This is a genomic window from Amycolatopsis sp. cmx-4-61 (assembly GCF_046548775.1).
Taxonomy (GTDB): Bacteria; Actinomycetota; Actinomycetes; order Mycobacteriales; family Pseudonocardiaceae; genus Amycolatopsis.
Genome location: NZ_JAEBEI010000011.1, coordinates 251,704 through 277,912, shown reverse-complemented (window position 1 = coordinate 277,912; position 26,209 = coordinate 251,704). Strand labels below are relative to the sequence as shown.

The 26,209-nt window shown below is 72.0% G+C and carries 24 protein-coding genes and 1 pseudogene; 16 read left to right on the top strand and 9 right to left on the bottom strand.

Features of this window, described 5'->3' with window-relative positions:
• Positions 1 to 762 precede the first annotated feature (762 nt).
• From ACLJOU_RS28715 to ACLJOU_RS28695, 5 genes are all read left to right on the top strand, one after another.
• Positions 763 to 2,139, top strand: a complete 1,377-nt coding sequence (locus ACLJOU_RS28715) for an ABC transporter substrate-binding protein (RefSeq protein ID WP_410571532.1) — start codon at positions 763 to 765, stop codon at positions 2,137 to 2,139.
• On the top strand, positions 2,117 to 3,085 hold the full coding sequence (locus ACLJOU_RS28710; protein ID WP_410571531.1) for a carbohydrate ABC transporter permease: 969 nt from the start codon (positions 2,117 to 2,119) through the stop codon (positions 3,083 to 3,085). Before ACLJOU_RS28715 ends, ACLJOU_RS28710 begins: the two co-directional genes overlap by 23 nt.
• Complete coding sequence (locus tag ACLJOU_RS28705) at positions 3,082 to 3,951, top strand: carbohydrate ABC transporter permease (RefSeq protein WP_410571529.1); 870 nt, start codon at positions 3,082 to 3,084, stop codon at positions 3,949 to 3,951. Before ACLJOU_RS28710 ends, ACLJOU_RS28705 begins: the two co-directional genes overlap by 4 nt.
• A gap of 32 nt (positions 3,952 to 3,983) precedes the next feature.
• The gene (locus ACLJOU_RS28700) at positions 3,984 to 5,555 is read left to right on the top strand and encodes a glycoside hydrolase family 13 protein (RefSeq protein ID WP_410571527.1); all 1,572 of its coding nucleotides are present in this window, start codon (positions 3,984 to 3,986) and stop codon (positions 5,553 to 5,555) included.
• A 79-nt stretch (positions 5,556 to 5,634) separates the two neighbouring features.
• The gene (locus ACLJOU_RS28695; RefSeq protein ID WP_410571525.1) at positions 5,635 to 6,216 is read left to right on the top strand and encodes a GNAT family N-acetyltransferase; all 582 of its coding nucleotides are present in this window, start codon (positions 5,635 to 5,637) and stop codon (positions 6,214 to 6,216) included.
• Here ACLJOU_RS28695 and ACLJOU_RS28690 read toward each other — a convergent pair.
• Positions 6,206 to 7,540, bottom strand: coding sequence for an LVIVD repeat-containing protein (locus tag ACLJOU_RS28690; RefSeq protein WP_410571524.1), 1,335 nt, complete (start codon positions 7,538 to 7,540; stop codon positions 6,206 to 6,208). The genes ACLJOU_RS28695 and ACLJOU_RS28690 overlap by 11 nt on opposite strands.
• 105 nt (positions 7,541 to 7,645) lie before the next feature.
• On the opposite strand from ACLJOU_RS28690, the gene ACLJOU_RS28685 reads away from it, so the two are divergent.
• Positions 7,646 to 9,091 (top strand): ABC transporter substrate-binding protein, encoded by a 1,446-nt coding sequence (locus tag ACLJOU_RS28685; RefSeq protein ID WP_410571522.1) that lies wholly within the window; start codon positions 7,646 to 7,648, stop codon positions 9,089 to 9,091.
• Positions 9,088 to 9,669: a nucleotidyltransferase domain-containing protein gene (locus ACLJOU_RS28680; protein ID WP_410571520.1), complete on the top strand. Its 582-nt coding sequence runs from the start codon at positions 9,088 to 9,090 to the stop codon at positions 9,667 to 9,669. Before ACLJOU_RS28685 ends, ACLJOU_RS28680 begins: the two co-directional genes overlap by 4 nt.
• Here the strand turns inward: ACLJOU_RS28680 and ACLJOU_RS28675 are convergent.
• Positions 9,636 to 10,544: a LysR family transcriptional regulator gene (locus tag ACLJOU_RS28675; protein ID WP_410571518.1), complete on the bottom strand. Its 909-nt coding sequence runs from the start codon at positions 10,542 to 10,544 to the stop codon at positions 9,636 to 9,638. The genes ACLJOU_RS28680 and ACLJOU_RS28675 overlap by 34 nt on opposite strands.
• A gap of 71 nt (positions 10,545 to 10,615) precedes the next feature.
• Between ACLJOU_RS28675 and ACLJOU_RS28670 the strand changes: the two genes are divergently transcribed.
• Positions 10,616 to 11,635, top strand: coding sequence for an SDR family oxidoreductase (locus ACLJOU_RS28670; RefSeq protein ID WP_410571516.1), 1,020 nt, complete (start codon positions 10,616 to 10,618; stop codon positions 11,633 to 11,635).
• Here ACLJOU_RS28670 and ACLJOU_RS28665 read toward each other — a convergent pair.
• The gene (locus ACLJOU_RS28665) at positions 11,632 to 12,366 is read right to left on the bottom strand and encodes an SDR family oxidoreductase (protein WP_410571514.1); all 735 of its coding nucleotides are present in this window, start codon (positions 12,364 to 12,366) and stop codon (positions 11,632 to 11,634) included. The two genes, ACLJOU_RS28670 and ACLJOU_RS28665, sit on opposite strands and share 4 nt — an antisense overlap.
• A gap of 21 nt (positions 12,367 to 12,387) precedes the next feature.
• Between ACLJOU_RS28665 and ACLJOU_RS28660 the strand changes: the two genes are divergently transcribed.
• A complete protein-coding gene (locus ACLJOU_RS28660) occupies positions 12,388 to 13,020 on the top strand; it encodes a class I SAM-dependent methyltransferase (RefSeq protein WP_410571512.1) in 633 nt (210 codons plus the stop codon).
• Positions 13,021 to 13,073: 53 nt separating this feature from the next.
• On the opposite strand, the pseudogene ACLJOU_RS28655 reads toward ACLJOU_RS28660, so the two are convergent.
• Together ACLJOU_RS28655 and ACLJOU_RS28650 are read right to left on the bottom strand one after the other, a co-directional pair.
• Positions 13,074 to 14,965 (bottom strand): annotated as a pseudogene (locus ACLJOU_RS28655) (S8 family peptidase).
• A gap of 145 nt (positions 14,966 to 15,110) precedes the next feature.
• Positions 15,111 to 16,007: an NADP-dependent oxidoreductase gene (locus ACLJOU_RS28650; RefSeq protein WP_410571511.1), complete on the bottom strand. Its 897-nt coding sequence runs from the start codon at positions 16,005 to 16,007 to the stop codon at positions 15,111 to 15,113.
• Positions 16,008 to 16,106: 99 nt separating this feature from the next.
• Here ACLJOU_RS28650 and ACLJOU_RS28645 point away from each other — a divergent pair, with 99 nt between their 5' ends.
• Complete coding sequence (locus ACLJOU_RS28645; protein ID WP_410571509.1) at positions 16,107 to 16,553, top strand: GNAT family N-acetyltransferase; 447 nt, start codon at positions 16,107 to 16,109, stop codon at positions 16,551 to 16,553.
• A 301-nt stretch (positions 16,554 to 16,854) separates the two neighbouring features.
• On the opposite strand, the gene lpdA is transcribed toward ACLJOU_RS28645, so the two are convergent.
• The 4 genes from lpdA to ACLJOU_RS28625 all read right to left on the bottom strand — a co-directional run bounded on the left by lpdA (position 16,855) and on the right by ACLJOU_RS28625 (position 19,975).
• Positions 16,855 to 18,246: a dihydrolipoyl dehydrogenase gene (gene lpdA, locus ACLJOU_RS28640; protein ID WP_410571508.1), complete on the bottom strand. Its 1,392-nt coding sequence runs from the start codon at positions 18,244 to 18,246 to the stop codon at positions 16,855 to 16,857.
• Positions 18,247 to 18,294: 48 nt separating this feature from the next.
• Complete coding sequence (locus tag ACLJOU_RS28635) at positions 18,295 to 18,453, bottom strand: hypothetical protein (protein ID WP_410571506.1); 159 nt, start codon at positions 18,451 to 18,453, stop codon at positions 18,295 to 18,297.
• A gap of 277 nt (positions 18,454 to 18,730) precedes the next feature.
• Positions 18,731 to 19,492: a lysophospholipid acyltransferase family protein gene (locus tag ACLJOU_RS28630; protein WP_410571504.1), complete on the bottom strand. Its 762-nt coding sequence runs from the start codon at positions 19,490 to 19,492 to the stop codon at positions 18,731 to 18,733.
• A gap of 78 nt (positions 19,493 to 19,570) precedes the next feature.
• A complete protein-coding gene (locus ACLJOU_RS28625; RefSeq protein ID WP_410571502.1) occupies positions 19,571 to 19,975 on the bottom strand; it encodes a nitroreductase family deazaflavin-dependent oxidoreductase in 405 nt (134 codons plus the stop codon).
• 216 nt (positions 19,976 to 20,191) lie between these two features.
• Between ACLJOU_RS28625 and ACLJOU_RS28620 the strand changes: the two genes are divergently transcribed.
• From ACLJOU_RS28620 to ACLJOU_RS28595, 6 genes are all read left to right on the top strand, one after another.
• Positions 20,192 to 21,232, top strand: coding sequence for a LacI family DNA-binding transcriptional regulator (locus tag ACLJOU_RS28620; protein ID WP_410571501.1), 1,041 nt, complete (start codon positions 20,192 to 20,194; stop codon positions 21,230 to 21,232).
• A gap of 82 nt (positions 21,233 to 21,314) precedes the next feature.
• Complete coding sequence (locus ACLJOU_RS28615) at positions 21,315 to 22,457, top strand: dihydrodipicolinate synthase family protein (RefSeq protein ID WP_410571499.1); 1,143 nt, start codon at positions 21,315 to 21,317, stop codon at positions 22,455 to 22,457.
• Positions 22,457 to 23,269 (top strand): sugar phosphate isomerase/epimerase family protein, encoded by an 813-nt coding sequence (locus tag ACLJOU_RS28610; RefSeq protein ID WP_410571497.1) that lies wholly within the window; start codon positions 22,457 to 22,459, stop codon positions 23,267 to 23,269. Before ACLJOU_RS28615 ends, ACLJOU_RS28610 begins: the two co-directional genes overlap by 1 nt.
• 51 nt (positions 23,270 to 23,320) lie before the next feature.
• On the top strand, positions 23,321 to 24,028 hold the full coding sequence (locus ACLJOU_RS28605) for an IclR family transcriptional regulator (protein WP_410571495.1): 708 nt from the start codon (positions 23,321 to 23,323) through the stop codon (positions 24,026 to 24,028).
• A gap of 46 nt (positions 24,029 to 24,074) precedes the next feature.
• On the top strand, positions 24,075 to 24,785 hold the full coding sequence (locus tag ACLJOU_RS28600; protein ID WP_410571493.1) for a response regulator transcription factor: 711 nt from the start codon (positions 24,075 to 24,077) through the stop codon (positions 24,783 to 24,785).
• A 2-nt stretch (positions 24,786 to 24,787) separates the two neighbouring features.
• Positions 24,788 to 26,080, top strand: a complete 1,293-nt coding sequence (locus ACLJOU_RS28595; protein ID WP_410571491.1) for a sensor histidine kinase — start codon at positions 24,788 to 24,790, stop codon at positions 26,078 to 26,080.
• Positions 26,081 to 26,209 lie beyond the last annotated feature (129 nt).

Genomic DNA, 26,209 nt, shown 5'->3' with positions numbered 1-26,209 from the left:
GCCCGGGGGCGTGCGCCGGACAGCGCTGCCCCGGGGCTGGTTCCGGCGGAGTCGGCGCGTTTCGTTGACTCTCCACCCCGAAGCCTGATTGTGACTACGGACGGTGGTACCGCGTCAAGGCGGGAAAGCGTGCCTTGACCCGGCACCACCGTCCGTGTTTTCGGCTTCGTATCGGGGTGGGCGGGGAGGTCTGGGCGGGGGGCGCCGGTCGTGCTTTCGCGCGCCGGTTGCGCTGGCCAGGATGCTGGAACGTAGCGATACGAGTCTGCCGGGGCGTCGGCCTCCGGCGAGCGCTGCTGCTCTGCCGGCTTCCGTCCGTCAGGACCACCGGCGTCGCCGCGACCCGGCCGCCCGGGGCTAGGGCCGCATTCGCCAGCTTCGCCGACCAGCCGGGCCGCCTGCTCCCGCGCCGAAGCGGCCGCTACGACTCTGCCGGATTTCACCGCCAGAGCCGGGACCACCGACTCCGCCGCACCCCCAGCTGCCCAGCACCCGGGGAGTGCGCCCGCCGTGGACCACGAGCCGCCCGAAAACACCCCCGCCCTCCCTGGGGGGCGTGCCCTTGTCCAGCCTATCGGCACCCCCCGACGAAAACCCGCGAAAGACCTCCCCACGGGCACACCTGTCCACATCACGGCCCTCCTGTGGACAGTCTGCTGCCTGTTCGTAACTTGCAACTTCTCGTCGTCTTATTGCGCCGATCCGGTCCACCACTTTAGAGTGACCGCAATCACGTGACAGCGCCCCGAGAAGAGGCTTGAGATGAGCAGTCCCTGGTCCCCCACCCTCGCCCGCCGGACGTTGTGCCTGTTGGCCGCCGGTGGTCTTGCCCTGTCCCTGGCCGCCTGCGGTGATGGGGATACCGCCGCCCAGTCCGGTGGGAAGGTGAAGATCACCGTCACCGGCCAGCCGCCGACCAGCCAGCCGTTCGAACGCAGCGTCTTCGACGCCGATGTCAAGGAGTTCGAGGCGTCGCACCCGAACATCGACATCGATCCGCACGAAGGCTTCATGGACCCGAAGACCTTCTCCGCGAAGCTCGCCGGCGGACAGCTGGAGGACGTCTACTACGTCTACTTCACCGATCCGGCGCAGATCATCGCGCGGCACCAGGCCGCCGACATCACGGAAGCCGCGAAGAGCCTTCCGCACATCAACGACATCAAGCCGGAACTCCTGGACAACTTCCGCGACGCGAACGGCAAGCTCTACGGCCTGCCGACCATGAACTACACCATGGGCCTGCTTTACAGCCGCCCGCTGTTCCAGAAGGCCGGGCTCGACCCGGACAAGCCGCCGCAGACCTGGGACGAGGTCCGCGAAGCCGCGAAGAAGATCTCCGCCCTTGGCAACGGTGTCGTCGGGTACGCCGACTACAGCAAGAACAACCAGGGCGGCTGGCACATGACCGGCTGGCTGTACTCGATGGGCGGCGACATCGCCCGCAAGGACGGCGACAAGTGGGTCGCCGACTTCGCCAACGAAAAGGGCAAGCAGGCCCTGCAGTACCTGCACGACATGCGCTGGACCGACAACTCCATGGGCGCGAAGCAGCTCCTCGAAGCCCAGGACGTCCAGCGCATGATGGGCGCCGGCCAGCTCGGCATGTACATGGCCGCCCCGGACAACGTGCCGGTGCTCGTCAAGCAGTTCAACGGCAAGTACGAGGACTACGGCATCGCTGGCATGCCCGGCGGCCAGGGCACCCTGCTCGGCGGCGAGGGCTACATGGTCAACCCGAAGGCGTCGCCGGAGAAGGTCAAGGCCGGCCTCGAGTGGATCCAGTGGAAGTACCTCAACCCGGACCGCTTCGAGAAGCACATCCAGCAGTACGTCGACGGCAAGCAGCCGGTCGGCCTGCCCGCCGAGCCGACCCCGGACGTCTGGCAGGGCGCCGTGCGCGAGCAGCAGCTGGCCCTGAAGGTCAAGTACGCCAACGTCCCCGCGAAGAACTTCCAGTCCTACGTGGACACCACGAGCAAGATCAAGGGCAGCATCGAGCCGCCGAACGCGCAGCAGATCTACGCCGCGCTCGACAGCGTCATGCAGGCCGTGCTGACCGACCAGAACGCGAACATCGACCAGCAGCTGAGCTCCGCCGCGTCGAAGGTCAACAGTGTCCTCGCCCAGGTCAAGTAGCGTGCTCGCCTGGCCCGCGGCGAAACCGTCGCGGGCCGGGCGCCCGGCCGCCACGCAGGCCAACCGCACGAAGATCCGCCGCAAGCTCAAGGAGAACCTCACCGCGTACGGCCTGCTCTGCGCCGCGCTCGTGGTGTTCGCGCTGTTCTCCTGGTACCCGATCGTGCGCGGGGTGCTGCTGAGCTTCCAGCAGGTCGACTTCGTGAACGCGCCCACCTGGGTCGGCTTCGACAACTTCGCGAAGCTGTTCGACGACCCGCTCTTCGGCGTCGCCTGGCGCAACACGCTGCTGTTCACCGGGCTCGCGCTGGTCTTCGGGTTCGCCGTCCCGTTCTTCACCGCGGTGCTGCTGAACGAACTCCGCCACGCCAAGGCGTTCTTCCGGCTCGCCGTCTACCTGCCGGTGATGCTGCCGCCGGTGGTCACGGCCCTGATGTGGAAGTGGTTCTACGACCCGGGTCCCGGCCTGTTCAACTCCGCGCTCGGCGCGGTCGGCCTCCCCGGCGGTCAGTGGCTGGATTCGTCCACGACGGCGATGCTGTCCCTGGTCTTCGTCTCGACGTGGGCCAACATGGGCAGCACGACGCTCATCTACCTAGCCGCGCTCGGCACCATCCCCGGCGAGCTGTACGAAGCCGCGGAACTCGACGGCGCCGGGCTGTGGAAACGGCTGCGGCACGTGACGTTCCCGCAGACCCGGTTCGTCCTGCTGGTGCTCCTGCTGCTGCAGATCGTCGCGACCATGCAGGTGTTCACCGAGCCGTACGTGATGACCGGCGGCGGCCCGGACGACTCGACGGTGACCGTGCTCCTGCTCCTGTACCGCTACGCCTTCGTCTACAACGACTTCGGCTCGGCGAGCGCGATGAGCCTGCTGCTGTTCGTGGCGCTCGGCGTGTTCTCGGCGTGGTACGTCCGGCTGACGCGGAAGGCGGACCAGTCATGAGGACCCTCGTCTCGCCCGGCGCGCTGCGCAGCCCGCGTGGCAAGGTCGTCTACGGCGTCGTCTTCGCCGGCACGCTCGCGGTGTTCGTCCTGGCCTTCATGTTCCCGCTCTACTGGGTCGTCACGGGCGCGATGAAGTCCCCGCAGGAACTGGCGCAGACACCGGCGACCCTCGTCCCGCACGAGTGGCACCCGGAAACCTTCGCCGACGCCTGGGACCAGCTCAGTCTCGGCAAGTACTTCCTCAACACGCTCGTCGTCGCCGGTGGCGCGTGGCTGGCGCAGCTGGCCATCGACGTCCCGGCCGCGTTCGCGCTCTCGAAACTGCGGCCGAAGTTCGGCAACGTCGTGCTCGGCCTGATGCTGGCCACGCTGATGCTGCCGGCCACGGCGTTGCTGGTGCCGACGTACGTGACCGTGACGGACCTGCCGCTGCTGCACCTGAACCTGATCAACTCGCCGACGGCGGTCTGGCTGCCCGCGGCGGCGAACGCGTTCAACATCTACCTGCTGAAGCGGTTCTTCGACCAGATCCCCGACGAGCTCATCGAAGCGGCGCGCCTCGACGGCGCCGGGCCGGTGCGCACGCTCTGGAAGATCATCCTGCCGATTTCGCGGCCGATCCTGGCCGTGGTGTCGATCCTCGCGGTGGTCACCGCGTGGAAGGACTTCATCTGGCCGCTGCTGGTGTTCCCGGACACCGAAAAGCAGACGCTCTCGGTGATGCTGCAGCGGGTGGCGATCGACATGCCGCTCAACGTGCTCGTCGCCGGGATGGTGCTGGCCAGCCTGCCGATGGTGGCGCTGTTCCTCGCCTTCCAGCGGCAGATCCTCGCCGGGCTGACCGCCGGCAGCCTCAAGGGCTGAGGCCAACCACAACGACCAGGAGGGGCACTTTCGTGACCGACAAGACCGGCTGGTGGCGGAGCGCGGCGATCTACCAGGTGTACATCCGCAGCTTCGCGGACGGCAACGGCGACGGCGTCGGCGACCTCGCCGGCGTCCGCGCCCGGCTGGACCACCTGGCCGACCTGGGGATCGACGCGATCTGGTTCACCCCGTGGTACCCGTCCCCGATGGACGACGGCGGCTACGACGTCGCCGACTTCCGCGACATCGAGCCGCTGTTCGGCACCCTCGCCGAGGCGGAGGAGCTGATCGCCGAGGCCCACGCCCGGAACATCCGGGTGATCATCGACATCGTGCCCAACCACTGTTCCGACGAGCACCGCTGGTTCCAGGCGGCACTGGCCGCGGGCCCGGGATCGCCGGAGCGGCAGCGGTTCTGGTTCCGGCCCGGCCGCGGCCCGGACGGGTCCGAGCCGCCGAACAACTGGAAGTCCCGCTTCGGCGGGTCCGCGTGGACGCGCGTACCGGACGGCGAGTGGTACCTGCACCTCTACAGCTCCCGCCAGCCCGACTTCAACTGGGACAACCCGGAGATCCGCACGGAGTTCGAAGACGTGCTGCGCTTCTGGTTCGACCGCGGCGTCGACGGCTTCCGCATCGACGTCGCCGACGGCCTGGTCAAGGACCCGCACCTGCCCGACGTCGACGACGGCGACGAGACGCCGTTCTCCGACCAGGAAGGGCTGCACGAGATCTACCGGTCGTGGCGCAAGATCGCCGACAGCTACGGCGGCGAGCGCGTGCTCGTCGGCGAGATGTGGCTGCCGGACATGTCGCGGGCCGCGCGCTACCTGCGCCGCGACGAGCTGCACTCGGCGTTCAACTTCGACTTCCTGGTCTGCCCGTGGGACAGCGGGCGCTTCCGGGACGTCATCACGCGCACGCTGCGCGCGCACGACGAAGTCGGTGCCCCCGCGGCCTGGGTGCTGTCGAACCACGACGTCACCCGGCACGTCACGCGCTACGGCCGCCAGGGCGACACGGGTTTCTCGTTCGCGAACCGCCTGCACGAGCTGCCGGTGGATCGCTCACTCGGCACCCGGCGCGCGCGGGCGGCGGCGCTGCTGACGCTGGCCCTGCCCGGCGGGCTGTACGTCTACCAGGGCGAGGAGCTGGGGCTCTGGGAGGTCCTGGACATCCCCGACGAGCTGCGCCAGGACCCGGTGTGGGCCCGCACGAACGGCACCGACCCCGGCCGCGACGGCTGCCGCGTGCCGATCCCGTGGTCCGGCGCCGAGCCGCCGTTCGGGTTCGGCTCCGGCGGGTCCTGGCTGCCGCAGCCCGCGGAGTGGAAGGCGTACACGGCCGAGGCGGAGGCCGCGGACCCGGCGTCGATGCTGTCGCTGTACCGGGACGGTCTGCGGCTCCGGCGGGAACTCCCTCCCGGCCCGCTGGAGTGGCTGTCACTCGGCGAGGGCGTGCTGGCGTTCCGGACGGGGTTCACGTTCGCGCTGAACTTCTCGTCCTCGCCGGTGCCGCTCCCGCCCGGCGAGGTCCTGCTGGCCAGCGGCCCGGTGGACGATGAGCTGCCGACGGACACGGCGGTGTGGCTGCGTTCCTGAAGGGTTTCCGGAGGCCGCCCGCCCGGCGGCCTCCGGAAATCCCCTTGCCCGTGCCGCGCTTATCGGTGATGGTCGGGCGATGTCCTTGGTCGTCCCCGGCGAGAGCTACCACGAGTCGTTCCTCGCCGCGTTGCACGAGTTCCACGAAGAGGGCGAGCTCCTCGACGTCCGGTTGGCGGACGTCACCGAGCCGGCGGCATTCCGGGACTGGCTCGAGCACCTGCGCCGGGACGGCCTGCGCGGTACGGCCGTCACCGCCCGGGACCGGACGGCCCACCGCGTCTACTGGTGGGTCGAGGACAGGCAGTTCCTCGGCCGGGCCCGGCTCGACCTCCGGCTCACCCCGGAACTGACCGAGTTCGGCGGCCACATCGGCTACGACATCCGCCCCACGGCGCGCGGCCGGGGCCACGCGACCGCGCTGCTGCGAGCGGTGCTCGGCATGGCGCACGAAGCGGGCCTGGACCGCGCTCTGCTGACGTGCGCGCCGGACAACCACGCCTCGCGCCGCGTGATCGAACGCAACGGCGGCGTGCTCATGGACACCAGCGCCGCCGGGCGCCTGCGCTACTGGTGCCCGACTGTGCCACCCGGGGCTGCGCCCCGAGCCGGGGGCCCCGCTACCCGGAGCCCCCGAAAGACCGGCGGGGCTACCTCGTGAGCTGCAGGATGTCCACGCCGCGGGTGTTGTCGGCCACGTAGACGTACTTCCCGTGCCAGTACGGCGCCCATGCGCTCGCGTCGCCCGGGCGGTAGTAGGCGATCTGCCGCGGGTTCGTCGGGTCGCTGACGTCGAGGAACCGGGTCCCCTGCGCGTAGAACGACTGCACCAGGATCTTGCCGCGGACGTCGAAGTAGTGCGCGGAGCAGTCGTCCGACGCCGGGTCGCTGCCCTCCTGGCCGTTGACGCTCCACGTGCCCACGCTCTGCAGGCGGAACGGCTTCTCCGGCGTCGAACGCCAGCCTTCGCCGTGGTAGGAGCCGGCCAGGGACGAGATCGTCAGGACGCCGTCGCCCGCGCAGCCGTCGACGAAGTTCTCCTCCGTCGCGTAGATCAGGTCCTGGCCGCGCCAGGCACCGTCGCCGATGCGGTGGCCGGCCGGGTGGAAGCTGTTGTGCATGAACCGCGACGGCGCTGCCGTCTCGGCGATGCCGCCGCCGGCGTACGGGACCGGTTCGTGCGCGGTCGCGCGGCGGATCCGCCCGGACAGCGGGTCGCGGTGGATGCCGGAAGTCCAGTAGCCGCGGACGCCGCCGCGCCCGGACACCCAGGCCACGCCGTCGGCGTCCACCTGCACGTCGTGCACGTAGTCGGTCTTGCCGTCGTTGCGGGCCAGCTCGATCGGCTGCGGGTTCACCTTCGGGTGCTTCGGGTCGCGGACGTCGGTGACCCAGATCGGCCGCCCGCCCCAGTCGGCCGGCTGGTTGTCGGCCTTCGCCGGGCCGCCGGTCCACAGGTAGCGGCAGCCGTCGACGCAGCTGGTGGTGTGGCCGGCCGGCACCTGGACGTAGCTGAGGATCGCCGGGGCCTCGGGCTTCGCGACGTCGACGACGTAGATGCCCGACTCGCCGGTGTGCGTGGTGCCGCCGTACGCGCGCGGGTCGCGCGAGAGGAAGACCAGCTTGCGGTTCTGGTCGACCTCGGTGTCCTCGGTCTCCCACAGCCCCGGCAGGCTGACCTGCCCGACCAGCTTCGGCGCGGCCGGGTTCTTCGTCAGGTCGTACACCTTGAGCCCGAACTCGCCGGACACGACCATGACGTCCCGGCGGCCGTAGTCGAGGAAGTTGACCGAGATGGCGCCGGCGGCGTCGGGCACGTTGCCGACGGCCTTGACGTTCTTGATCGCCCCCGGGTCGCCCAGCGTCCGGGCGGCCGGGACCGCGGGTTTGTCGTCCTCGCCACAGGCCGCGGCCGGCAACCCGGTCGCGACCAGCGTGGCGCTGACGGTGACGGCGGCGAAGCACGACCGCAACCAGGTGCGCACGCGAAACCTCCCAGAACGCCGGCGAGCGTGACCACCCGAACGGTACGACGGAGATCAACCGGACACAACCGTCTTTCGTTGCCTTCCGACTGGTAGGACTGGCACATGCGTCTGTTCGCCCTGTTCGCCGCGCTGGCCCTCGCCGTCACCGGCTGTTCCGGTTCCGATCCCGCGCGGCCCGGCGTCCTGTCCGTCGGCCTCCGCGAGCCCGCGACGCTGCTGCCGGCCGACCTCGCCGACCAGGCGGGCCGCCTGGTGACGGGCGCGCTGTGGACCCCGCTGGCCGACTACGACGCCGCGTCCGGGAAGGTCACGCCGCGCGCGGCGGCGTCGATCGAGAGCACCGACCGGGTGCACTGGACGGTGAAGCTGCGGCCCGGCACGTTCCACGACGGCACGCCGGTCACCGCCCAGTCCTATGTGGACACCTGGCGGGCGGTCGCCGCGGCGCACTGGGTGTCCTCGCCGGTGCTGACGAAGCTCCTGCGCGCCCGGGAGATCAAGGCGACGGCGCCGGACACGATCAATTTGACGCTGGACCGGCCGTCCGGCCAGGTCCCCGCGCTGCTCTCGGCGCCGGGCCTGGTCCCGCTGCCGCCGTCGGTGCTCGCGTCCCGCGACTGGGACGGCTTCGCGAAGGCGCCGGTCGGCAACGGCCCGTACCGCCTCGACGGCGGCTGGAAGCCGGGTTCGGGCGGCACGCTCAAGCGCGTCGGCGCCGGGAAGGCGGAGGAGATCGAGTTGCGGGTCGGCGAGCCGGCCACCCAGTACGACGCGGTCAAGGCGGGCACGCTGGACCTCGCGACGGAGGTCCCCGGCGAGCGGCACGAGGCCGTGCCCGGCGACTTCGCGGACCGCCACGCGTCCTGGGCGCTGCCCGAAGCGGGCTACCTGGCGTTCCCGGTGACGAACCCGCGGTTCGCCGACCCGACGGTCCGCCACGGCTTCGCGCTGGGCGTGGACCGCGCGGCGCTGGAGGCCGGACCGCTGGCCCACCAGGTCGACCCGGCCAAGGCGCTGTTGCCGCCGTCGGACGCACCGGGCGAGCGCACGGGGACCTGCCGCCCGTGCAGCTTCGACGCGGCGGCGGGCAAGGCCCTGCTGAAGCAGGCGGCCTTCCCCGGCGGCGCCACCGTCTACTTCGGACCAGGCGCCGAGTCCTGGACGCGGACCCTGGTGGTCGGGCTGCACAAGGCGCTGGACGTATCCGTGACGGCGCAGGCGGTGCCGAAGACCGGCCCGCTGGACGGACCGTCCACCGTGGACGTCAAGCTGGCGACGGGCAGCCCGTACGAGCTGCTGTCGCTGCTGGCTTCGGAGTCGGGGTACACGGACGAGGTCTTCCGCCAGAACCTGTCGTTGGCCGACGCGGCGGCCACCCCGGAGGAGGCGGGCGAGCTGTACCGGCTGGCGGAGAACCAGCTGTTGCGCGACCTCCCGGCTGCCCCGCTGTGGTCGGGCCACGGCCACGCGGTGTGGGGCTCCCGGGTCCACGACGTCACGACGACGCCGTTCACCGGGCCGGTGCTGGCGGGCATCGGCGTCTCGTGAGCTGGGAGCCCGTCCCGCTACCCGAGGTGGCCGCGCTGTTCGCGCACGTCCGTGCGCCGTGGTGGATCGCCGGCGGGTACGCCGTCGAGCTCGCCGTCGGCCGGGCGTTCCGCGAGCACGCCGACGTGGACGTCCTGCTGCTCCGCCGCGATCAGCTCGCGGTCCAGGAGGCGCTGCCGACGTGGGAGTGGTGGGCCGCGGACCCACCCGGCACCTTGCGGCCCTGGGGCCGCGGCGAGCTGCTGGGCGACGGCGTCGACGACGTCTGGTGCCGACCGTCGGCGTCCGCGCCGTGGCGGCTCCAGATCATGCTCGACCCGGCGGCGGGTGACGAGTGGGTCTCCCGCCGGAATCCCGCGGTGCGCCGGGAAATCGCGCTGCTGGGCGGGGTTTCGGCCGAGGGGCTGCCGTATCTGGCGCCGGAGGTGCAGTTGTTCGCCAAGGCCCACGGCACCCGCCCCAAGGACGAAGAGGACTTCGCCGCCGCGCTCCCGGTGCTGGACGCGGCGCAGCGGCGTTGGCTCGCGGAGGCGCTCGGCAGAACCTATGGCGCGCACCCCTGGCTCGGCCGCCTCTGAACGCTCGCGTGCTCCACCAGGGTGTCGATGAACGCCCTGGTCAGCGGATCCGGATCCGCCCGGGTGTAGGCCGCCAGCGTCCGGCGGACCGGCACGCTCGGGCGCAGCACCCGCCCGTCGAAGCGGACCGGGAGGACGTTCGCCGGGACCAACGCCGGGCCCAGGCCCGCCGCCGCCAGGATCGGGGCCGCCGCCGTCTGCTCGGTGCGGACCGCCGGCCGGGGACGGAAGCCCGCCGCCGCGCAGGTCGCGTCGACCAGCTCGGCCAGGCCGTTGCCCGGCGCGTAGTGCACCCACGCGCAGTCCGCCAAGGTCGACAGGTCGACCTCGCCGGTGCCGTCGTCCTCGCCGGCGCCGTCCGCGGGCAGGACCACGACGAACTCCTCCACCCCGAGCTCCCGCACCGGTCCCGCCCAGTCGCCGGGCCGCGGGCCGAGCGCGACGTCGGCCTCGCCCGCGGCCATCGCCTCCCGCAGCTCGTCGGCGTGCCGGAACTCGATCAGCCGGACGTCGACCTCCGGCCGGGCGCGCCGCCACACGCGCAACGCCGGCGGCAGCACACCCAGGCTCACCGAGTACACGGTGGCGACCTGCAGCTCGCCCGCCGTCGTCCCGGACGCCAGCCGGGCCGCGCAGCGCGCGCGTTCGGCGTCGGCCAGCGCCGCCCGCGCGTGCGGCAGCATCGCCCGGCCCATCGGCGTCAGCCGGACCGCGCGGGGCAGCCGCTCCAGCAGCGGGCCGCCGAGGCTGCGTTCGAGGGCCCGCATCTGATGCGACAACGCCGGCTGCGTCACGTGCAGCTGCTCGGCGGCCCGGGTGAACGAGCCGGTGTCGACCACCGTGACCAGGTACTCGAGCTGCCGCAGACTTGTCATGAACGCAGCTTATCGATTTGGTGACAACCAAGCCTTGGACTTATGACTGCCCCGCGCCCAGTGTGGAGCTCATGGAACGCAAGACAGCAGTGGTCGCCGGGTCGAACGGGATCATCGGCAGGAACCTCGTCGAGCACCTCCGGGCGGCGGGCGGCTGGGACGTCGTCGGCCTCTCCCGCCGCGGCGGCCCGGGCTCCATCGCCGTCGACCTCCTCGACGCGGCGGACACCCGCGCGAAGCTCGCCCCCCTGACCGCGACGACGCACCTCTTCTACGCCGCCTACCAGGACAAACCGACGTGGGCGGAGCTCGTCCCGCCGAACCTGGCGATGCTGACGAACCTCGTCGACGCCGTCGAAGCGGCGGCCCCCGGTCTCGAGCACGTGAGCCTGATGCAGGGCTACAAGGTCTACGGCGCGCACCTCGGCCCGTTCAAGACCCCGGCGCGCGAGACCGACGCCGGGCACATGCCGCCGGAGTTCAACGTCGACCAGCAGCAGTTCCTCGAACGGCGGGCGGGACCCTGGACGTGGTCGGCGCTGCGGCCGTCGGTGGTCGGCGGCACCACGCTGGGCAACCCGATGAACCTCGCGCTGGTGATCGCGGTCTACGCGTCGATCTCGAAGGAGCTCGGGCTGCCGCTGCGGTTCCCCGGCAAGCCCGGCGCGTACGACAGCCTGCTGGAGATGACCGACGCGGGCCTCCTGGCCTCGGCGACGGTCTGGGCGACCGGGCAGCAGGGCGCCTTCAACATCGCGAACGGCGACCTGTTCCGCTGGCGCGAGCTGTGGCCGAAACTGGCGGCGTACTTCGGCCTCGACGTCGCCCCGCCGCTGCGGATGTCCCTTGTGGACGTCATGGCGGACAAGGGTCCACTCTGGACCGAGATGGCCGCGCGGCACGGCTTGTCGGCGTCCTACGCGGACGTTTCGGCCTCGTGGGCGTTCGGCGACTTCGTGTTCGGGTGGGACTACGACGTGTTCGCGGACACGTCGAAGTCCCGCCGCGCGGGCTTCGGCGAACACGTCGAGACGGAACAGATGTTCTACCGGCTCTTCGACGAGTTCCGGAAGGCCCGGGTGATCCCCTAGCCGCGGCCGATGAAGGGCATGGTCGTCGCGGTGACGGTGAGGAACTGGACGTTCGCGTCGAGCGGCAGCCCGGCCATGTACCGCACCGCGTCGGCCACGTGGCGGACGTCGAACGTCGGCTCGGCGACGACCCGGCCGTCGGGCTGCGGGATGCCGGCCGCCATCCGCTCGGTCATCTCGGTGGCCGCGTTGCCGATGTCGATCTGGCCGCAGGCGACGTTCCAGGCCCGGCCGTCCAGCGAGATCGACCGGGTCAGGCCGGTGACCGCGTGCTTGGTCGCGGTGTAGGCGACGCTGGCCGGCCGCGGCACGTGCGCGGAGATCGAGCCGTTGTTGACGATCCGGCCGCCCCGCGGCTCCTGCCCCTTCATCAGCCGCACGGCCTGCCGCGCGCAGAGGAACATCCCGGTGAGGTTGACGTCGACGGTCCGCTTCCAGTCCTCGACGGACAGGTCGGCGACCGTGCCGCCGACCGAGATCCCGGCGTTGTTGAAGAGCAGGTCGAGCCGTCCCCACCGGTCGCGCACGGTTTCGAAGAGGGCTTCGACCGAGTCCTCACCGGAAACGTCGGTGGGCACGGCGAGCGCGTTCTCGAAGCCCGCGGCGGTTTCCTCGAGCGCGGAAGCGCGCCGCCCGGCCAAGGCGACGCGGTAGCCGTCTTCCAGGAGCGCCCGGGCCACCGCCCGCCCGATGCCCGACCCCGCCCCGGTGACCACCGCCGTCTTCGCCATCGTTCCTCCTAGACTGCCCGCATGGGACTTCGCGAGCGCTTCCAGGCCGGGCTGGCCCGGCAACTCGGTCACCCTAACGGCCTGCGGGGCCGGATCGTCGGCGCGATGCTCAACCGCCGAAACCGGGCGGCGGTCGTGCGGGCGGTCGCCGGGCTGCGAACCGGCGGCACCGAAACGGCCCTGGACATCGGCTTCGGCGGCGGACTGGGCCTGTCCCTGCTGCTGCGGGAAGCCGGCGAAGTCCACGGCGTGGACGTCTCCCTGACGATGCTCGAGCGCGCCCGCAGGACGTTCCGCCGGGAGATCGCCGCGGGCCGGCTGGTGGTGCACGAAGGCTCGATGACGGCGCTCCCCCTGGCCGCCGCGTCGGTCGACGCGATCGTCTCCACGAACACCATCTACTTCATCGACGACCTCGACGCCGCCCTCACCGAGGTCGCCCGGGTGCTGCGACCGGGCGGCCGGTTCGTGCTCGGCATCGGCGATCCGGACGCGATGAACCGCGCCGAGATGCTGACCCGCAACGGTTTCCGGATTCGTCCCCTGGACCACGTCGAAGCCGCGCTGGTTCGCGCCGGGCTGGAGGTGCGGGCCCACGAACGCCTCGCCGGCGGCGGCCTCGGCTTCCACCTCCTGGTCACCGGGCGCCCCTGACGGAACCGGCCCGGCGAGCGCGCTGCTCGCCGGGCCGTCCGGTGCGGGGGACGTTACTTGGGCTGGACACCCAGCGCGGCCAGGGCCGGGCCGGCCATGATCACGCCGGTGCCGGTCACCGTGTCGAACCCGGGCACGCCCAGGTCGATCGCCGAGGACACCAGGGCCGTGCGGATCTGGGCCGGGGTCGCGGTCGGCTTGCCCGACAGCAGCAGCGCCGCGATGGCCGCCGCGTGCGGGCCGCCGCCGACGTGCCGAAGAACGGCTGGAAGCCCGTCACCGAGGTGGCGACGCCGTCGGCCGCGGTGATGTCCGGCTTGTTCCGGACCGTGCCGCCGGTCGAGGACACGTTGCCCGGCGTGACCGCGGTGCCGTCGGCGGCGTAGAACACGCGGCGCTTGCCGTCGGAGGAGAACCGCTCCCACTTGCTCGACGCGGAGAACTGGCCGGGGTACGGGCCCGCCGGGTTCGCCGGGTCACCGGTTTCCAGGGGACGGCCGAACGCGGCGGCCGCCGGCGCCGCCGCCACGCTGAACGCGTTGACCGCCGCCGAGTGGCCGTTCGTGACACCGTTGGTGCTGAACGCCTTGAGCGAGCCCGAAGCGACGAACCGGCCGCGGATCACGTTGAGGGCGATGAACCGGTCGGCGCCGCTGTACTTGACGACCGCGACCTTGTAGCCCGAGCCGGTGGACGGCACGTTCGCGATCTCGTACGGGTTCTGCGAGCCGGACTGCGCGTTCTCGCTCGAGGCCACGACGCTGCCCGAGGAGTTCAGGACGAACAGGTCGTAGTCGTTGGCGGACCGGCCCCACGGGTCGGACCAGAACAGCGTCACCGGCTTGCCGAGCGAGCCGGCGGACAGGGCGTCGAAGTTCTGCGTGGTGCTGCTCGGGTCGAAGTCGTGCGGGGTGCCGGTGACGCCGCTGATCTTCGACGAGGACGCGCGGAAGTCGCCCTCGTAGTAGCCACTGGTGCCGTCGGTCGCGTTGCCCGAGTTGCCGGCCGAGGAGAAGTACAGCGCGCCGGCCGCCGTCACGTCGTTGACCGCCTGCGCGACCTGCGTGTCCTGGAACGGCGACTCGTCGAAGTAGGAGACGTCGTCGACGATGATCTGGCACTTGCCGGTGCTGCGCAGCGCGCGGATGTTCGCGGCGAAGCTCGCCTCGCTGGTGAACGCGGTCGCGAAGCCGAGGGTCGCGTTCGGCGCGAGGTCGTGGACGATCTCGAGCATCGCGGTGCCCTCGTCGCCGCTGCCCTTCTGGCCGGACAGCACGTCGACCGCGGGCAGCTCGCCGGCGGCCTGCGACTTCGCCAGGGAATCGACGCCGTCGGAGAGCACGCAGACCTTCACGCCGGAGCCGCTGACGCCGTAGGTGGTGCGGGCGGTGTCGGCGCCGTGCGCCTTGTCGCCTTCGGACACCTGCGTCGCGGCGGCCACCGCCGTGCGGAAGTCGCGGTTGCCCGCCTCGCTCCAGGTGGTGGCCTGTGCGGCGGGCTTGACCTCGGTGACGTCGGCACGGCCGGCGATCGCGTCCAGCGCGGACAGCGGCAGGTCGGCGCGGACGGCGCCGTCCGGGGAGACGTACCGGACCGCGCCGCCCGCCGCCTTGACGGCGTTCGCGACGGAGTTGCCCTGGGTGGCTATGTCGACCGAAACGGTGCCGGCGGTGCTCACGCCGACGCCGGAGCGGTATTCCGGCAGCTTCGCGGCCAGCGACCGGTCGGCCCGCAACCGCTTCTCGACGACCAGCTGGCTCGATTGCTTGCGTTCCGCGGGGCTCAGGCTCTTCTTGATGCTCTGCAGTGCGCTGATGCCCGCTTCGGTGCGCGCGGCCGCGGCGTCCACGGTGGACGGCTGCGCCACCGAGACCCCCGTCGTCAGCAGCAGCGCGCCCACCGTCAGCGGAACCGCGTGCGCGGCGACCCGGCTGAATCTCACCATCGATGTCTCCCTGTGCTACTCGGCCACTCGACCGAATGACACCCGACTGGGTGTAATGGGAAGAATCTAAGGAGTGACCGGCCGGGATTCCAGCGACCAAAGTCGGGAACGCCCACTGGTCCACATGCTGGAACGACCAAGCGGCTCAAGGAAACGTGAGAACTATTTTTCCCCGGCCGTGTCCGGTCTCGATTTCCCGGTGTGCGGCGACGGCCTCGGTGTACGGGTAGGCCCGGCGCACGGTGAAGCGCAGGTCGCCCTTGGCGTAGAGCGCGGCCAGCTCGGCGAGGCGGGCGGCGGAGCGTCCGGACTTCGAGACGAGCACCGCGAGTTCCGCGGCCCGGTGGTGGTCGACCAGGGTGAGGATCCGGTGCCGATCTCTCACCAGTTCGAGTGAGAGATCGAGTGCTTCGCCGCCGGCGCCGTCGAGCACCACGTCGACGCCTTGCGGTGCGGCCGCCAGAACCCGGCCCTTCAGGCCTTCGCCGTAGACGACGGGGACCGCGCCGAGCCCGCGCAGGTAGTCCTGGTTGGCTTCGCTCGCGGTGCCGATCACCCGGGCGCCGGCCAGTTTCGCGAGCTGCACGGCGACGGTCCCGACCGATCCGGCGGCGCCGTGGGCGAGCAGCGTCTCCCCGGCCCGCAGTCCCAGTGCTTCCAGGGCGATGGAGGCGGTCTGCGCACCGGCGGTGAACCCGCCGGCCACCTCCCACGGCATATCCGGCGGCTTCGGCGTGACATCGGAAACGGGGACGACGACGTATTCGGCGGCGGCCTGCACGGCGGTGAAGCCGAGAACTTCGGTACCGGCCTCGAGATCGCCTTCGTCGACCACCCCGGCGAACTCGTTCCCGGGCACCCGCGGCCAGGAGAGCGCGAGCCCGGGCGGTTCCCACCCGCTCCGCACGGCGGCATCGTAGGGCTGCACCCCGGCGGCCCTGACCCGGACACGCACCTCCCCCGGCCCGGCGTGCGGCTCGGGCAGATCGAGGACGCGAAGGACTTCGGGGCCACCGAATTCGGTGAACGCAACAGCTTTCATGGTGATTCCTCCAGCCGGTGATCGGTTCCACCATCCTGGAACTTCAAGCACGCTGGAGGTCAACCGGAACTGTCGGTGCCCTGCCGTACGGTCGGCGGCATGGCAGAAATCGAGATCGTCCGCGCCACGCCGGACCAGGCCGGCGCCTTGACCGCCTTGATGCACGCTTCTTCGGCCTACCAAGGCGACTACGCGTCCATCTTGGACGGTTACGCGGTCACACCGGAGTACGTCGAGGCGAACCCGGCCCACACCGCCACCCGAGGGGGCGAGGTGCTCGGCTTCTACGCGCTCGTCGGAGCGGAACTGGACCTGCTCTTCGTGGCGGACGCGGCCCAGGGTCTCGGCATCGGCGCCCGCCTGATCGCCCACATGCTCGCCGAAGCCCGCGGACGCGGGCTGGCGAGCGTGCGCGTCGTTTCCCACCCGCCCGCGTCGGCGTTCTACCTCCGGATGGGCGCGCGGCGCACCGGCACGGTCCCGGCGAAGCCGCCGAAGATCCGCTGGGACCGGCCGGAGTTCCGCTTCGACGTCCCTACATGTTGATCATGTGACCCGCGAGGCTTGTCGGCGCCGCCTTGGTCGTGGTCCCGGGCGGTTTCACAGCGGCGGTTCTTCGGTGCGCCGATACCAGGAGACCCCGTTGAACACGACCAGTCCATGCTCGGCGGTGAGAGCACGCTCGTGCGGACGCCCTCCGCCTCGAAAGCTCACCTTCGCGGAGTCCGGAAGCCGGACTCCGCCGAAGACAAACTCCTGGCCGACCGGAGATTCACCCTCTCGGCAGCACGCAGCCTGGACACCATGCGCCTCCCCGTTCCGGCCGCGGACCACTTCGCCCGAGCTCCTACATGTTGATCATGTGACCCGCGAGGCCGTGGAGGGCTTCCTTCACCGCTTCGCCGAGCGTCGGGTGGGCGTGGACGTTGCGCGCCACCTCGTGGACCGTCAGGTCCCACTGCTGGGCCAGCGTCAGCTCCGGCAGCAGCTCCGTCACGTCCGGGCCGATCAGGTGGCCGCCGATGAGCTCGCCGTACTTCGCGTCGCTGATCAGCTTCACGAAGCCGCCCGCGTCGCCGAGGCCCTGGGCCTTGCCGTTGGCCGTGAAGGGGAACTTCGCCACCTGGACGTCGAAGCCCTTCTCGCGGGCCTGCTCCTCCGTCCAGCCGAAGCTGGCGATCTGGGGCTGGCAGTACGTCGCGCGCGGGATCATCGGGAAGTCGAGCTCCATCGTCTCCGCGCCCGCGATCGTCTCCGCCGCCACCACGCCCATCGACTCCGACGCGTGCGCCAGCATCAGCTTCGCCGTCACGTCGCCGATCGCGAAGATGTGGTCGACGTTCGTGCGGCCGCGGCCGTCCACCGCGATCGCGCCGCGGTCGGTCAGGGCCACGCCCGTCTTCTCGAGGCCGTAGCCCTCCACGCGCGGCTGGAAGCCGATCGCCTGCATGACCTTGTCCGCGGAAAGGACCTGCTGCCCGTTCTTTTCCGAAGACACCGTCACCTGCACCGAGGAACCCGAGTCGTCGATCGACTCGACGCGGGTCGACGTCAGCACCTTGATGCCCAGCTTGCGGTAGCGCCGCGCGAGTTCCGCCGACACCTCGGCGTCTTCCAGCGGCACCATCCGGTCGAGGAACTCGACGATCGTGACGTCGACGCCGTAGTTGTGCAGCACGTAGGCGAACTCGACGCCGATCGCGCCCGCGCCGGCGATCACGATGCTCGACGGCAGCTCGCTCGAGAGGATCTGCTCTTCGTACGTCACCACGCGCTCGCTGCGCGAAGTGCCCGGCAGCAGCCGCGTCTTCGCGCCGGTCGCGATGATGCAGTGGTCGAACGTGATCTGCGAGCCGTTCACCTCGAGGGTGTGGTCGTCGACGAACGTGCCGTGCCCGTCGAACTCGGTGATCTTGTTCTTCTTCATCAGGAAGTGCACGCCCTTGACGCGCCCGTCGGCGACCTTCCGGCTCCGCTCGTACGCGGCCGTGTAGTCGACCTTGATCGGGCTGTCGGAGGAGATGCCGAAGGCCTTCGCTTCCTGCGTGACGACGTGCGCCAGCTCGGCGTTGCGCAGCAGCGCCTTCGACGGGATGCACCCGACGTTCAGGCAGACCCCACCCCAGTACTTCTCCTCGACCACCGCGGCGCTCAGCCCCAGCTGGGACGCGCGGATCGCCGCGACGTAGCCGCCCACCCCGGCCCCCAGCACGACGACATCAAAGTGTTGTGCACTCATACCTCGAAACTACCCTTCCGGGCGCGGTGAGGCGGGGTGACCCGGGCCTCACGCGGCGAGCAGTTCGCGCAGCGCCACCACGACCTCCGCCGGCCGCTCCTGGGGCCGGAAGTGGCCGCAGTCCGGCACGTGCGTCCGCAGGCCGGGCGCCCACGCGCCCCACACCGCCGCCGGGTCGAGGGCAGTTCGCCGACCGGACGCTGCCACAGCGCGCGGCCACCGGCATCGCCAGCCGCCGCGCGGCCGCGCGGTCGCGCGGCGTCGTGCTCCGCGTCCACCGACTCCCCCAGGTTCACCGCCGGGATGACGTCGAGCACCGCCAGGTGACGCACCGCCGCGGGGTGGTCGAGCGCGGCGCGGAACGCCACCGGCGGCCCGTCGCCGCCCCGCGCGACGCCGAGGTGCACGTCCCCGACCGGAATCCGCTCGTGGGAGAACCGGGGAATGGTCATGCGGGCAGGTTCTCACCCACCACCGACGGTTTTCAGGCAGCGACCGACGGCGTCTCGCCGCGGATCGACACGAGCAGTTCCGTGATCGCGGCCATGATCCGCGCCGTCGCCTCCTCCAGGACCGCGCGGGTCAGCTCGCGGCCGACGAGGTCCGAAAGGTCGACCGGCGGCCCGGCCACCAGGTCGACGGTCTTGCGCGGCAGCACGTGCGGGAACTTCGCCGTCGACGGCAGCAGGTGGTGGGTGCCCCAGTTGGCCACCGGGATGACCGGGGCGCCCGTCTCCAGCGCCGCCCGCACGACGCCGGTCTTGCCGCGCATCGGCCAGCCGTCCGGGTCGTTCGAGAACGTGCCTTCCGGGAAGATCGCGACGCATTCGCCCGCGCGCACGGACGCCACCAGGTCGCGGTAGGCCTCCGCGGCCGTCGCCGCGCCGCGGTAGACCGGGATGTGCCGCCCCGACCGCATCACGCGGCCGACCACCGGCAGCTGCCAGAGCGACGCCTTCGCCAGGTACCGCGGCACGCGGCCCGCGGCGAGGCAGAACGCCGTCAGCGTCGTCGGGTCGGCGAACGACAGGTGGTTCGAGGCCACCAGCACGCCGCCGGACTTCGGGATGTTCCGCGCGCCCCGCACGCGGAACCGGGTGGTCTGGGCGAGGAACTGCCAGACCACCTCGATGGCGAAGCTGTACCAGGCACCACGGCCGGCGCGGGCGAAGCGCCGGCCGTAGGCGATCATCTGGCGTCGGGTGAGCAGCTCACCTTCGGTGTCCAGGGCGGTCCAGCGGTCCATGAGAGCTATTCGTAGCCCACGACCGGCCGGATCGGCCCGTACCCGCGCCGAACGCGGCGCAGATCACAGCGGGGAACGTCACTGCCGCTCGAGCACCACGACCGGGATCTCGCGGTCGGTCTTCTTGGCGTACTCGTTGTAGTCCGGCCAGACGGCGGCCAGCTTCTCCCACAGCTTCGCGCGCTCCTCGCCGGCCGCGGTGCGAGCGCGGGCCGTGAACTTGTCGGCCTTGATCTGCACGCCGACCTCGGGGTGCTCCAGGAGGTTGAAGTACCAGCCGGGGTGGTTCGGCGCGCCGCCCTTGGAGGCCACGATCACCGGGTTCCCGTCGACTTCCTGGTAGATCAGGGCGAACTTGCGCTCCTGCCCGGTCTTGCGGCCCTTCGTGGTCAGCACGAGCGTGGGCACGCCCTCCTGCCAGTCGTGGCCGACCTCGCCGTCGGTCTCCTCGTAGCGGCGGACGTGTTCGTCACCGAACAGCATGCGTGGTTCCTTTCGCGTCGATCGGCAGTGGCGGGCTCACCACTTGCGACTTCTCCTGGTGTGCAACACACATCCGGCGTCCGATCTTCCCGGCGGTTTTCACTCGTTCGGGGGAGGTCCCCCGAGCAGCGGCTTCTCCGGACACACCCCCCTCCCAGAAGATTGCACCGACCGAGCACGCCGAGACACTCGAGACCGATCTTGGAGGAGCCAGCCATGAAGGCCCGGCCGCACGTGACACTGGAAGACGTGGCACGCAGCGCGAACGTCTCGCTCGCGACGGCGTCGCGGGTGCTCAACGGCACCGCGTCCGTCCGTGCCGACCTGCGGGAGCGGGTGTCCGCCGCCGCGGCCGAGCTGGCCTACGCCCCCAACGCGCACGCACAGGCCCTCGCCGGTGGGACCCACCGCACGGTCGGCGTGATCTGCCACGACGTCAGCGACCCGTACTTCGCCGCGATCGCGGGCGGGGTGATGCGGGTGGCCACCGACAACGGCCTGCTCGTGATGCTCGCCGGCACCTTCCGCGACCCGGACCGCGAAGTCGCCTACGTCTCGACGCTGCGCGCGCAGCGGGCCGCGGCCATCCTGCTCATCGGCTCGGCGTTCGAAGACCGCGCCTGGGAACGCGCGATGGCCGCCGAGCTCGAGCCCTACCGCCGCGGTGGCGGCCAGGTCGCGGCGGTCAGCAGGCACCGCGGGCTCAAGATCGACACGGTGCAGCCGGACAACAAGGGCGGGGCCGCGGCGCTGGCGAAGGAGCTGATCGGCCTCGGCCACAAGCGGTTCGCCGTGCTGGCCGGGCCGCGGCGGCTGAGCACGGTGATCGACCGGCTGGCCGGGTTCTCCGGCGAGCTGGCCGCGCACGGCATCGAACTGCGCGAAGACGACGTCGTCGAGGCCGCGTTCAGCCGCGACGGCGGTTACGAGGCAACCAAACGGCTGCTCGCCGGCCGCAGGCGCAAGCTGCCGACCTGCCTGTTCGCCGTCACGGACGTGATGGCGATCGGCGCGCTGACGGCGTTGCGCGAAGAAGGCCTGTCCGTGCCCGGCGACATCTCGGTGGCCGGCTTCGACGACATCCCGGTGGTCCGCGACCTCGCCCCGGCGCTGACGACCGTGCGGCTGCCGCTGGAGGAACTCGGCGAACGCGCGATGGACCTGGCGATCAAGGGCTCCGAGGGTACCCGGCCGCGGACGGTCCGGCTCTCCGGTGAAGTCGTCCTGCGCGAAAGCACCGGACGGCCCAAGCGCTGACCCCACCGGGCCTTGCCGCGGGCGCGGCCCAGGCCCTACCGTGGGTTGAGAAAGCGCTTTCTGACCCTTTCGGAGGTCCTCGATGCTCGTGCTCCCGGCCCCCGGCGGCGAGCTGCTGAACTGGTCGCCGTCCGGGCCACGGCCCCCCGAGCCCCCGAAGACATCACTGTCGCCGCCGAAGTCGCGCATCGCCTACGCCGCCGCGCACGTCGTCGCCGACGCGCGGGCCGACGAGCCCTACGCCGTCGACTGGGACACGACGCTCGCCTTCCGCGAGCACCTCTGGTCGTGCGGGCTCGGGGTCGCGGAGGCGATGGACACCGCGCAGCGCGGCATGGGCCTCGACTGGCCGGCGACGCGGGAGCTGGTGACCCGCACCGGCGCGGTCGCGGCCGGGCGGCGCTGGTGCGCCGGGGTGGGCACCGACCAGCTGCCGCCGGGCCCGGCGGCCGTGACGTCCATTGTGGACGCCTGGCGGGAGCAGCTCGATCTGGTGGCCGGCGCGGGCGCGGTCCCGGTCGTGATGGCCAGCCGGGCACTGGCCGCCGCCGCCGGGAGCCCGGCCGACTACCACGCGGCGTACGGGAAGCTGCTGTCCGAGGCGGGCGCCCCCGTCCTGCTGCACTGGCTGGGCGAGCAGTTCGACCCGGCGCTGGCCGGCTACTGGGGCCACGACGACGTCCGCGCCGCCGCACGCGAACTGGTGGCGCTGTGCACCGAGCACGCGCCCGCGATCGCCGGGGTGAAGGTGTCGGTGCTCGACGCCGAGGTCGAGGTCGAGTTCCGCCGGGCGCTCCCGGACGGCGTCGCCTGCTACACCGGCGACGACTTCAACTACCCCGGGCTGATCGCCGGGGACGCCGAAGGCCACAGCGAGGCGCTGCTCGGCATCTTCGACCCGATCGCCCCGGTCGCCGCGGCGGGACTGCGTCGGCTGGACGAGGGCGACGCACCCGGGTTCCGCGCCCTGCTCGACCCCACGGTGGCCCTGTCCCGCGAGATCTTCCGCGCGCCGACCCGGCACTACAAGACCGGCGTCGTCTTCCTCGCCCACCTCAACGGCCACCAGGACCACTTCCGGATGATCGCCGGCCAGGAGTCCGCCCGTACGATCACCCACCTGGCCACGCTGCTGCGGCTGGCCGACGAGGCGGGCGTGCTGGCCGATCCGGACCTGGCCGAGGCCCGGATGCGGCCGCTGCTGCAGGTCGCGGGGGTCGCGTGATGGACCCCCGGCTGAGCCTCAACCAGATCACCACGAAGTCCTGGTCGCTGCCCGAAGCGGTGGCCGGCTGCGCCGAGGCGGGCGTCGGCTGGATCGGGCTGTGGCGCGACAAGGTCGCCGAGACCGGCGTCGACGAGGCCGCCCGGCTGCTGAAGGAGCACGGTGTGCGGGTCTCGTCGCTGTGCCGCGGCGGGTTCTTCACCGGCGTGACCCCCGAAGGGTCCCCTGTGGACGGTGTGGCGCGGACCCGCGAGGCGATCGACGAAGCCGCCGCGCTCGGGGCCGGCGTGCTCGTGCTGGTCGTGGGCGGAATCGCGGGCAACGACCTCACCGCGTCCCGGCAGCGGGTCGCCGACGCCGTCGGCGAGCTGGCGCCGTACGCCGGGGAACGCGGGGTCCGGCTCGGCCTGGAGCCGCTGCACCCGATGCAGTGCGCGGAGCGGTCGGTGCTGTCCACTGTGGACCAGGCGCTGGCGATCGCCGTCGAGCACCCGGCCGAGCAGGTCGGGGTGGTCGTGGACGAGTTCCACGTCTGGTGGGACCCGCGGATCGAGGAGTCGATCGCCGCGGCCGCCGGCCGGCTCGCCGGGTTCCACGTCTGCGACGTCCTCGTGCCGCTGCCCGACCCGCTGCTGGGCCGCGCCCTGCCCGGCGACGGCCCGATCGACCACCGCCGGCTGCGCGCGGCCGTCGAAGCCGCGGGCTACACCGGGCCGATCGAGGTCGAGGTGTTCAACGCGGACCTGTGGGCCCGGCCGGGCGCCGACGTGCTCGCCGAGACCGTTACGGCGTTCGAGCGACACGTTGCTTGATCCGGTCCGCCTGGCGGTACGCTGAGTCCACCAGGCGGACGGGAGTCACGCATGAAGGCGGCCGACGACGGCTCGGTGCGGAGCGTGCTCCGGGCGTTCGACCTGCTCGCCCTCTTCACCGAACACCGCCGGACCTGGGCGGTCAAGGACCTCACGGCGGCCAGCGGCCTGGCGAAGACGACGGTGCTGCGGCTGGTCGCCACCTGCGAGCAGCGCGGCCTGCTCTGGACGCGGCCGGACGGGCGGATCACCGTCGGGCCCGGGATGCTGCGGTGGGCCCACCTGGCGAACACGGCGTGGCAGCTGCCCGAGCCGGTCCGCCAGGTGCTGCGCGAGCTGGCCCGGGAGTGCCGGGAGACGGTGAACGTCTACGTGCGCAGCACGTCCGTGCTGGTCTGCGTGGCCCAGCAGGAGGGACCGCTGGCCATCCGGCACGTGGGCCGCGTCGGCGACGAGCTGCCGCTCGGGTTCGGGGCCGCCGGGCGCGTGCTGAACGGCACCGTCGGCAGCGGCGGCACTGTCGGCACCGGCGGCACTGTCGGCACCGGCGGCGCCGCGGTCAGCCACGACGAGCCGGAGCCGGGCGCGTCCAGCGTCGCCGCGCCGGTGCACGACGGCGACGGACGGCTGCTGGCCGCACTGGCGATCACCGGGCCGAGCAGCCGGTTCGGGCCCGGCGAAGTCGCTGCGTTCACCGAAGCGCTGACCGCCGCTTCGATGCGGATATCGCAGATCGGCCTCGCGACGCGGGCGGAATAGGCCACAGCAGTCCGGGATCCGGCCCTTCGCCGGTTACGCTTCCGGCATGCCGAACCTGCTGGTGGTGGAAGACGACGCGGCGATCGGCAGCGTGCTCGAATCGACCCTGCGGCTGCACGGGCACCAGGTGTGCTGGCGCCGCGACGGGCGGACCGCCCTGCAGGCGGCCGAACCCGGCGATTTCGACCTCGTGCTGCTCGACCTGGGCCTGCCCGACCTCGACGGCGTCGAGGTCTGCCGCCGCCTGCGGGCCGCGCTGCCGTCCGCCGTGCTGGTCATCCTCACCGCCCGGCAGGAGGAGATGGACGTCGTCGTCGGCCTCGACGCCGGCGCGGACGACTACCTCACCAAGCCGATCCGGCTGGGCGAACTGCTGGCCAGGGTGCGGGCGCACCTGCGGCGCGGCGCGCCGGCCGGGGCGCGGCCGCCGGTCACCATCGGCGGGCTGACCGTCGACATCGCCGGCCGCCGCGCCACCCTGGGCGGGCGCGAAGTGGTCCTGCGCGCGAAGGAGTTCGACCTGCTGGCCCGGCTCGCCGAGCAGCCCGGCGTGGCGGTGAGCCGGGAGACGCTGATGTCCGAGGTCTGGGACGCGCACTGGTACGGCTCGACGAAGACCCTGGACGTGCACATCGCGGCGGTGCGCCGCAAGCTCTCGGCGGCCGCCGGGCCCGACGACGAGGTGCCGCGGATCGCCACCCTGCGCGGGCACGGCTACCGGCTGGAAGACCCCACCCGGACCGCGGCCGAAGGGTAGCCGTGCGCCGCCGGATCACGTCGCTGACGGTGCTGGCCGCACTCGTCGCCACCCTGCTGTTCGCGCTGCCGCTGGCCTTCGCGGTGTGGCAGTACTACCACGACGACGCGAAGGGCGACCTGGAACGGGCCGCGGACACCGCCGCCCTCGCCGTGTCGCACGAGCTGGACGCCGGCCTGAGGCCCGAGGTGCCGCCGTCGGAGGCGGGCGAAGACGAAGCCGTCGTCGCGATCTACCTCCCGGACGGGCAGCTGCTCGCCGGGCACGGGCCCGCCGTCGGCGGCCCGGTCGAGCGGCAGGCCGCCCGGGCCACGGTGGACGTCGTCATCGGCCGCGAAGGCGACGAACTCGCGCTGGCGGTGCCGGTGGTCAGCGGCTCCCGGCTGACCGGTGTGGTCCGCGCCGCGATGCCCATGTCCGATCTGCGGCAGCGGATCATCCTGACCTGGCTCGGCATGGCCGGGCTCGCGGTCGCGACGACCGGGGCGAGCTGGCTGCTGGCCCGGCGGTTCACGAAGCGGCTCGTCCGGCCCCTGGAGGAGCTGGCCGCGGCGGCCGACCGGCTCGGCGACGGCGACTTCACGGCCCGGTCCCCGCGCGCGGGCATCCCCGAGATCGACCAGGTCGGCGAAACACTGGACGCCACGGCGGCCCGGATCGGCTCGACGCTGGAGCGCGAGCGGGCGTTCTCCGCGGAGGCGTCCCACCAGCTGCGCACCCCGCTGACCGGGCTGCGCCTGCAGCTCGAAGCCGCGCTGGAGACACCGGCGGCGGACCCGTACGCGGCCATCCGCGCCGGGATCGCGTCCGCCGACCGGCTGGAACGGACGATCGAGGACCTCCTGGCCCTGGGCCGCGAACGCCGGGCACCGCGGGCCGAGCTGGCCCTCGACGCGCTGCTCGAAGAGGTCCGCCAGGCCGGCGAAGCCCTGCTCGGCCCCCAGGGCCGGGCGTTGCGGATCCTCCGGGAGGACCCGCCGCCGGCGCACGTGGCCGCCGCGGCGGTCCGCCAGGTCCTCGGCGTGCTCCTGGACAACGCGGTGACGCACGGGCGCGGCACGGTCACGGTGCTGGCCCGCGACGCCGGTGACGCGCTCGCCATCGACGTCGCCGACGAAGGCCCGGACCTCGGCGAAACGGACCCGTTCGCGACGGCCCCCAGCGGCCACGGCATCGGCCTGCGCCTGGCCCGCGGCCTCGCCGAGGCCGAGGGCGGCCGCCTCCGGCTCAGCCGCCCGTCCCCCCCGACGTTCACGGTCCTCCTGCCCGCCGCAGAACCCACCCCACCAGCGTGACCAGAGGGTCAACACGCGTGATTGGAGAGTCAACTCGCGTGATTGGGAGGTCGACACGAAGGCGGGCCGTGTCGACCCTTCAATCACGCGTGTCGACCCTCTGATCACGCGTGTCGACCTCCCAATCAC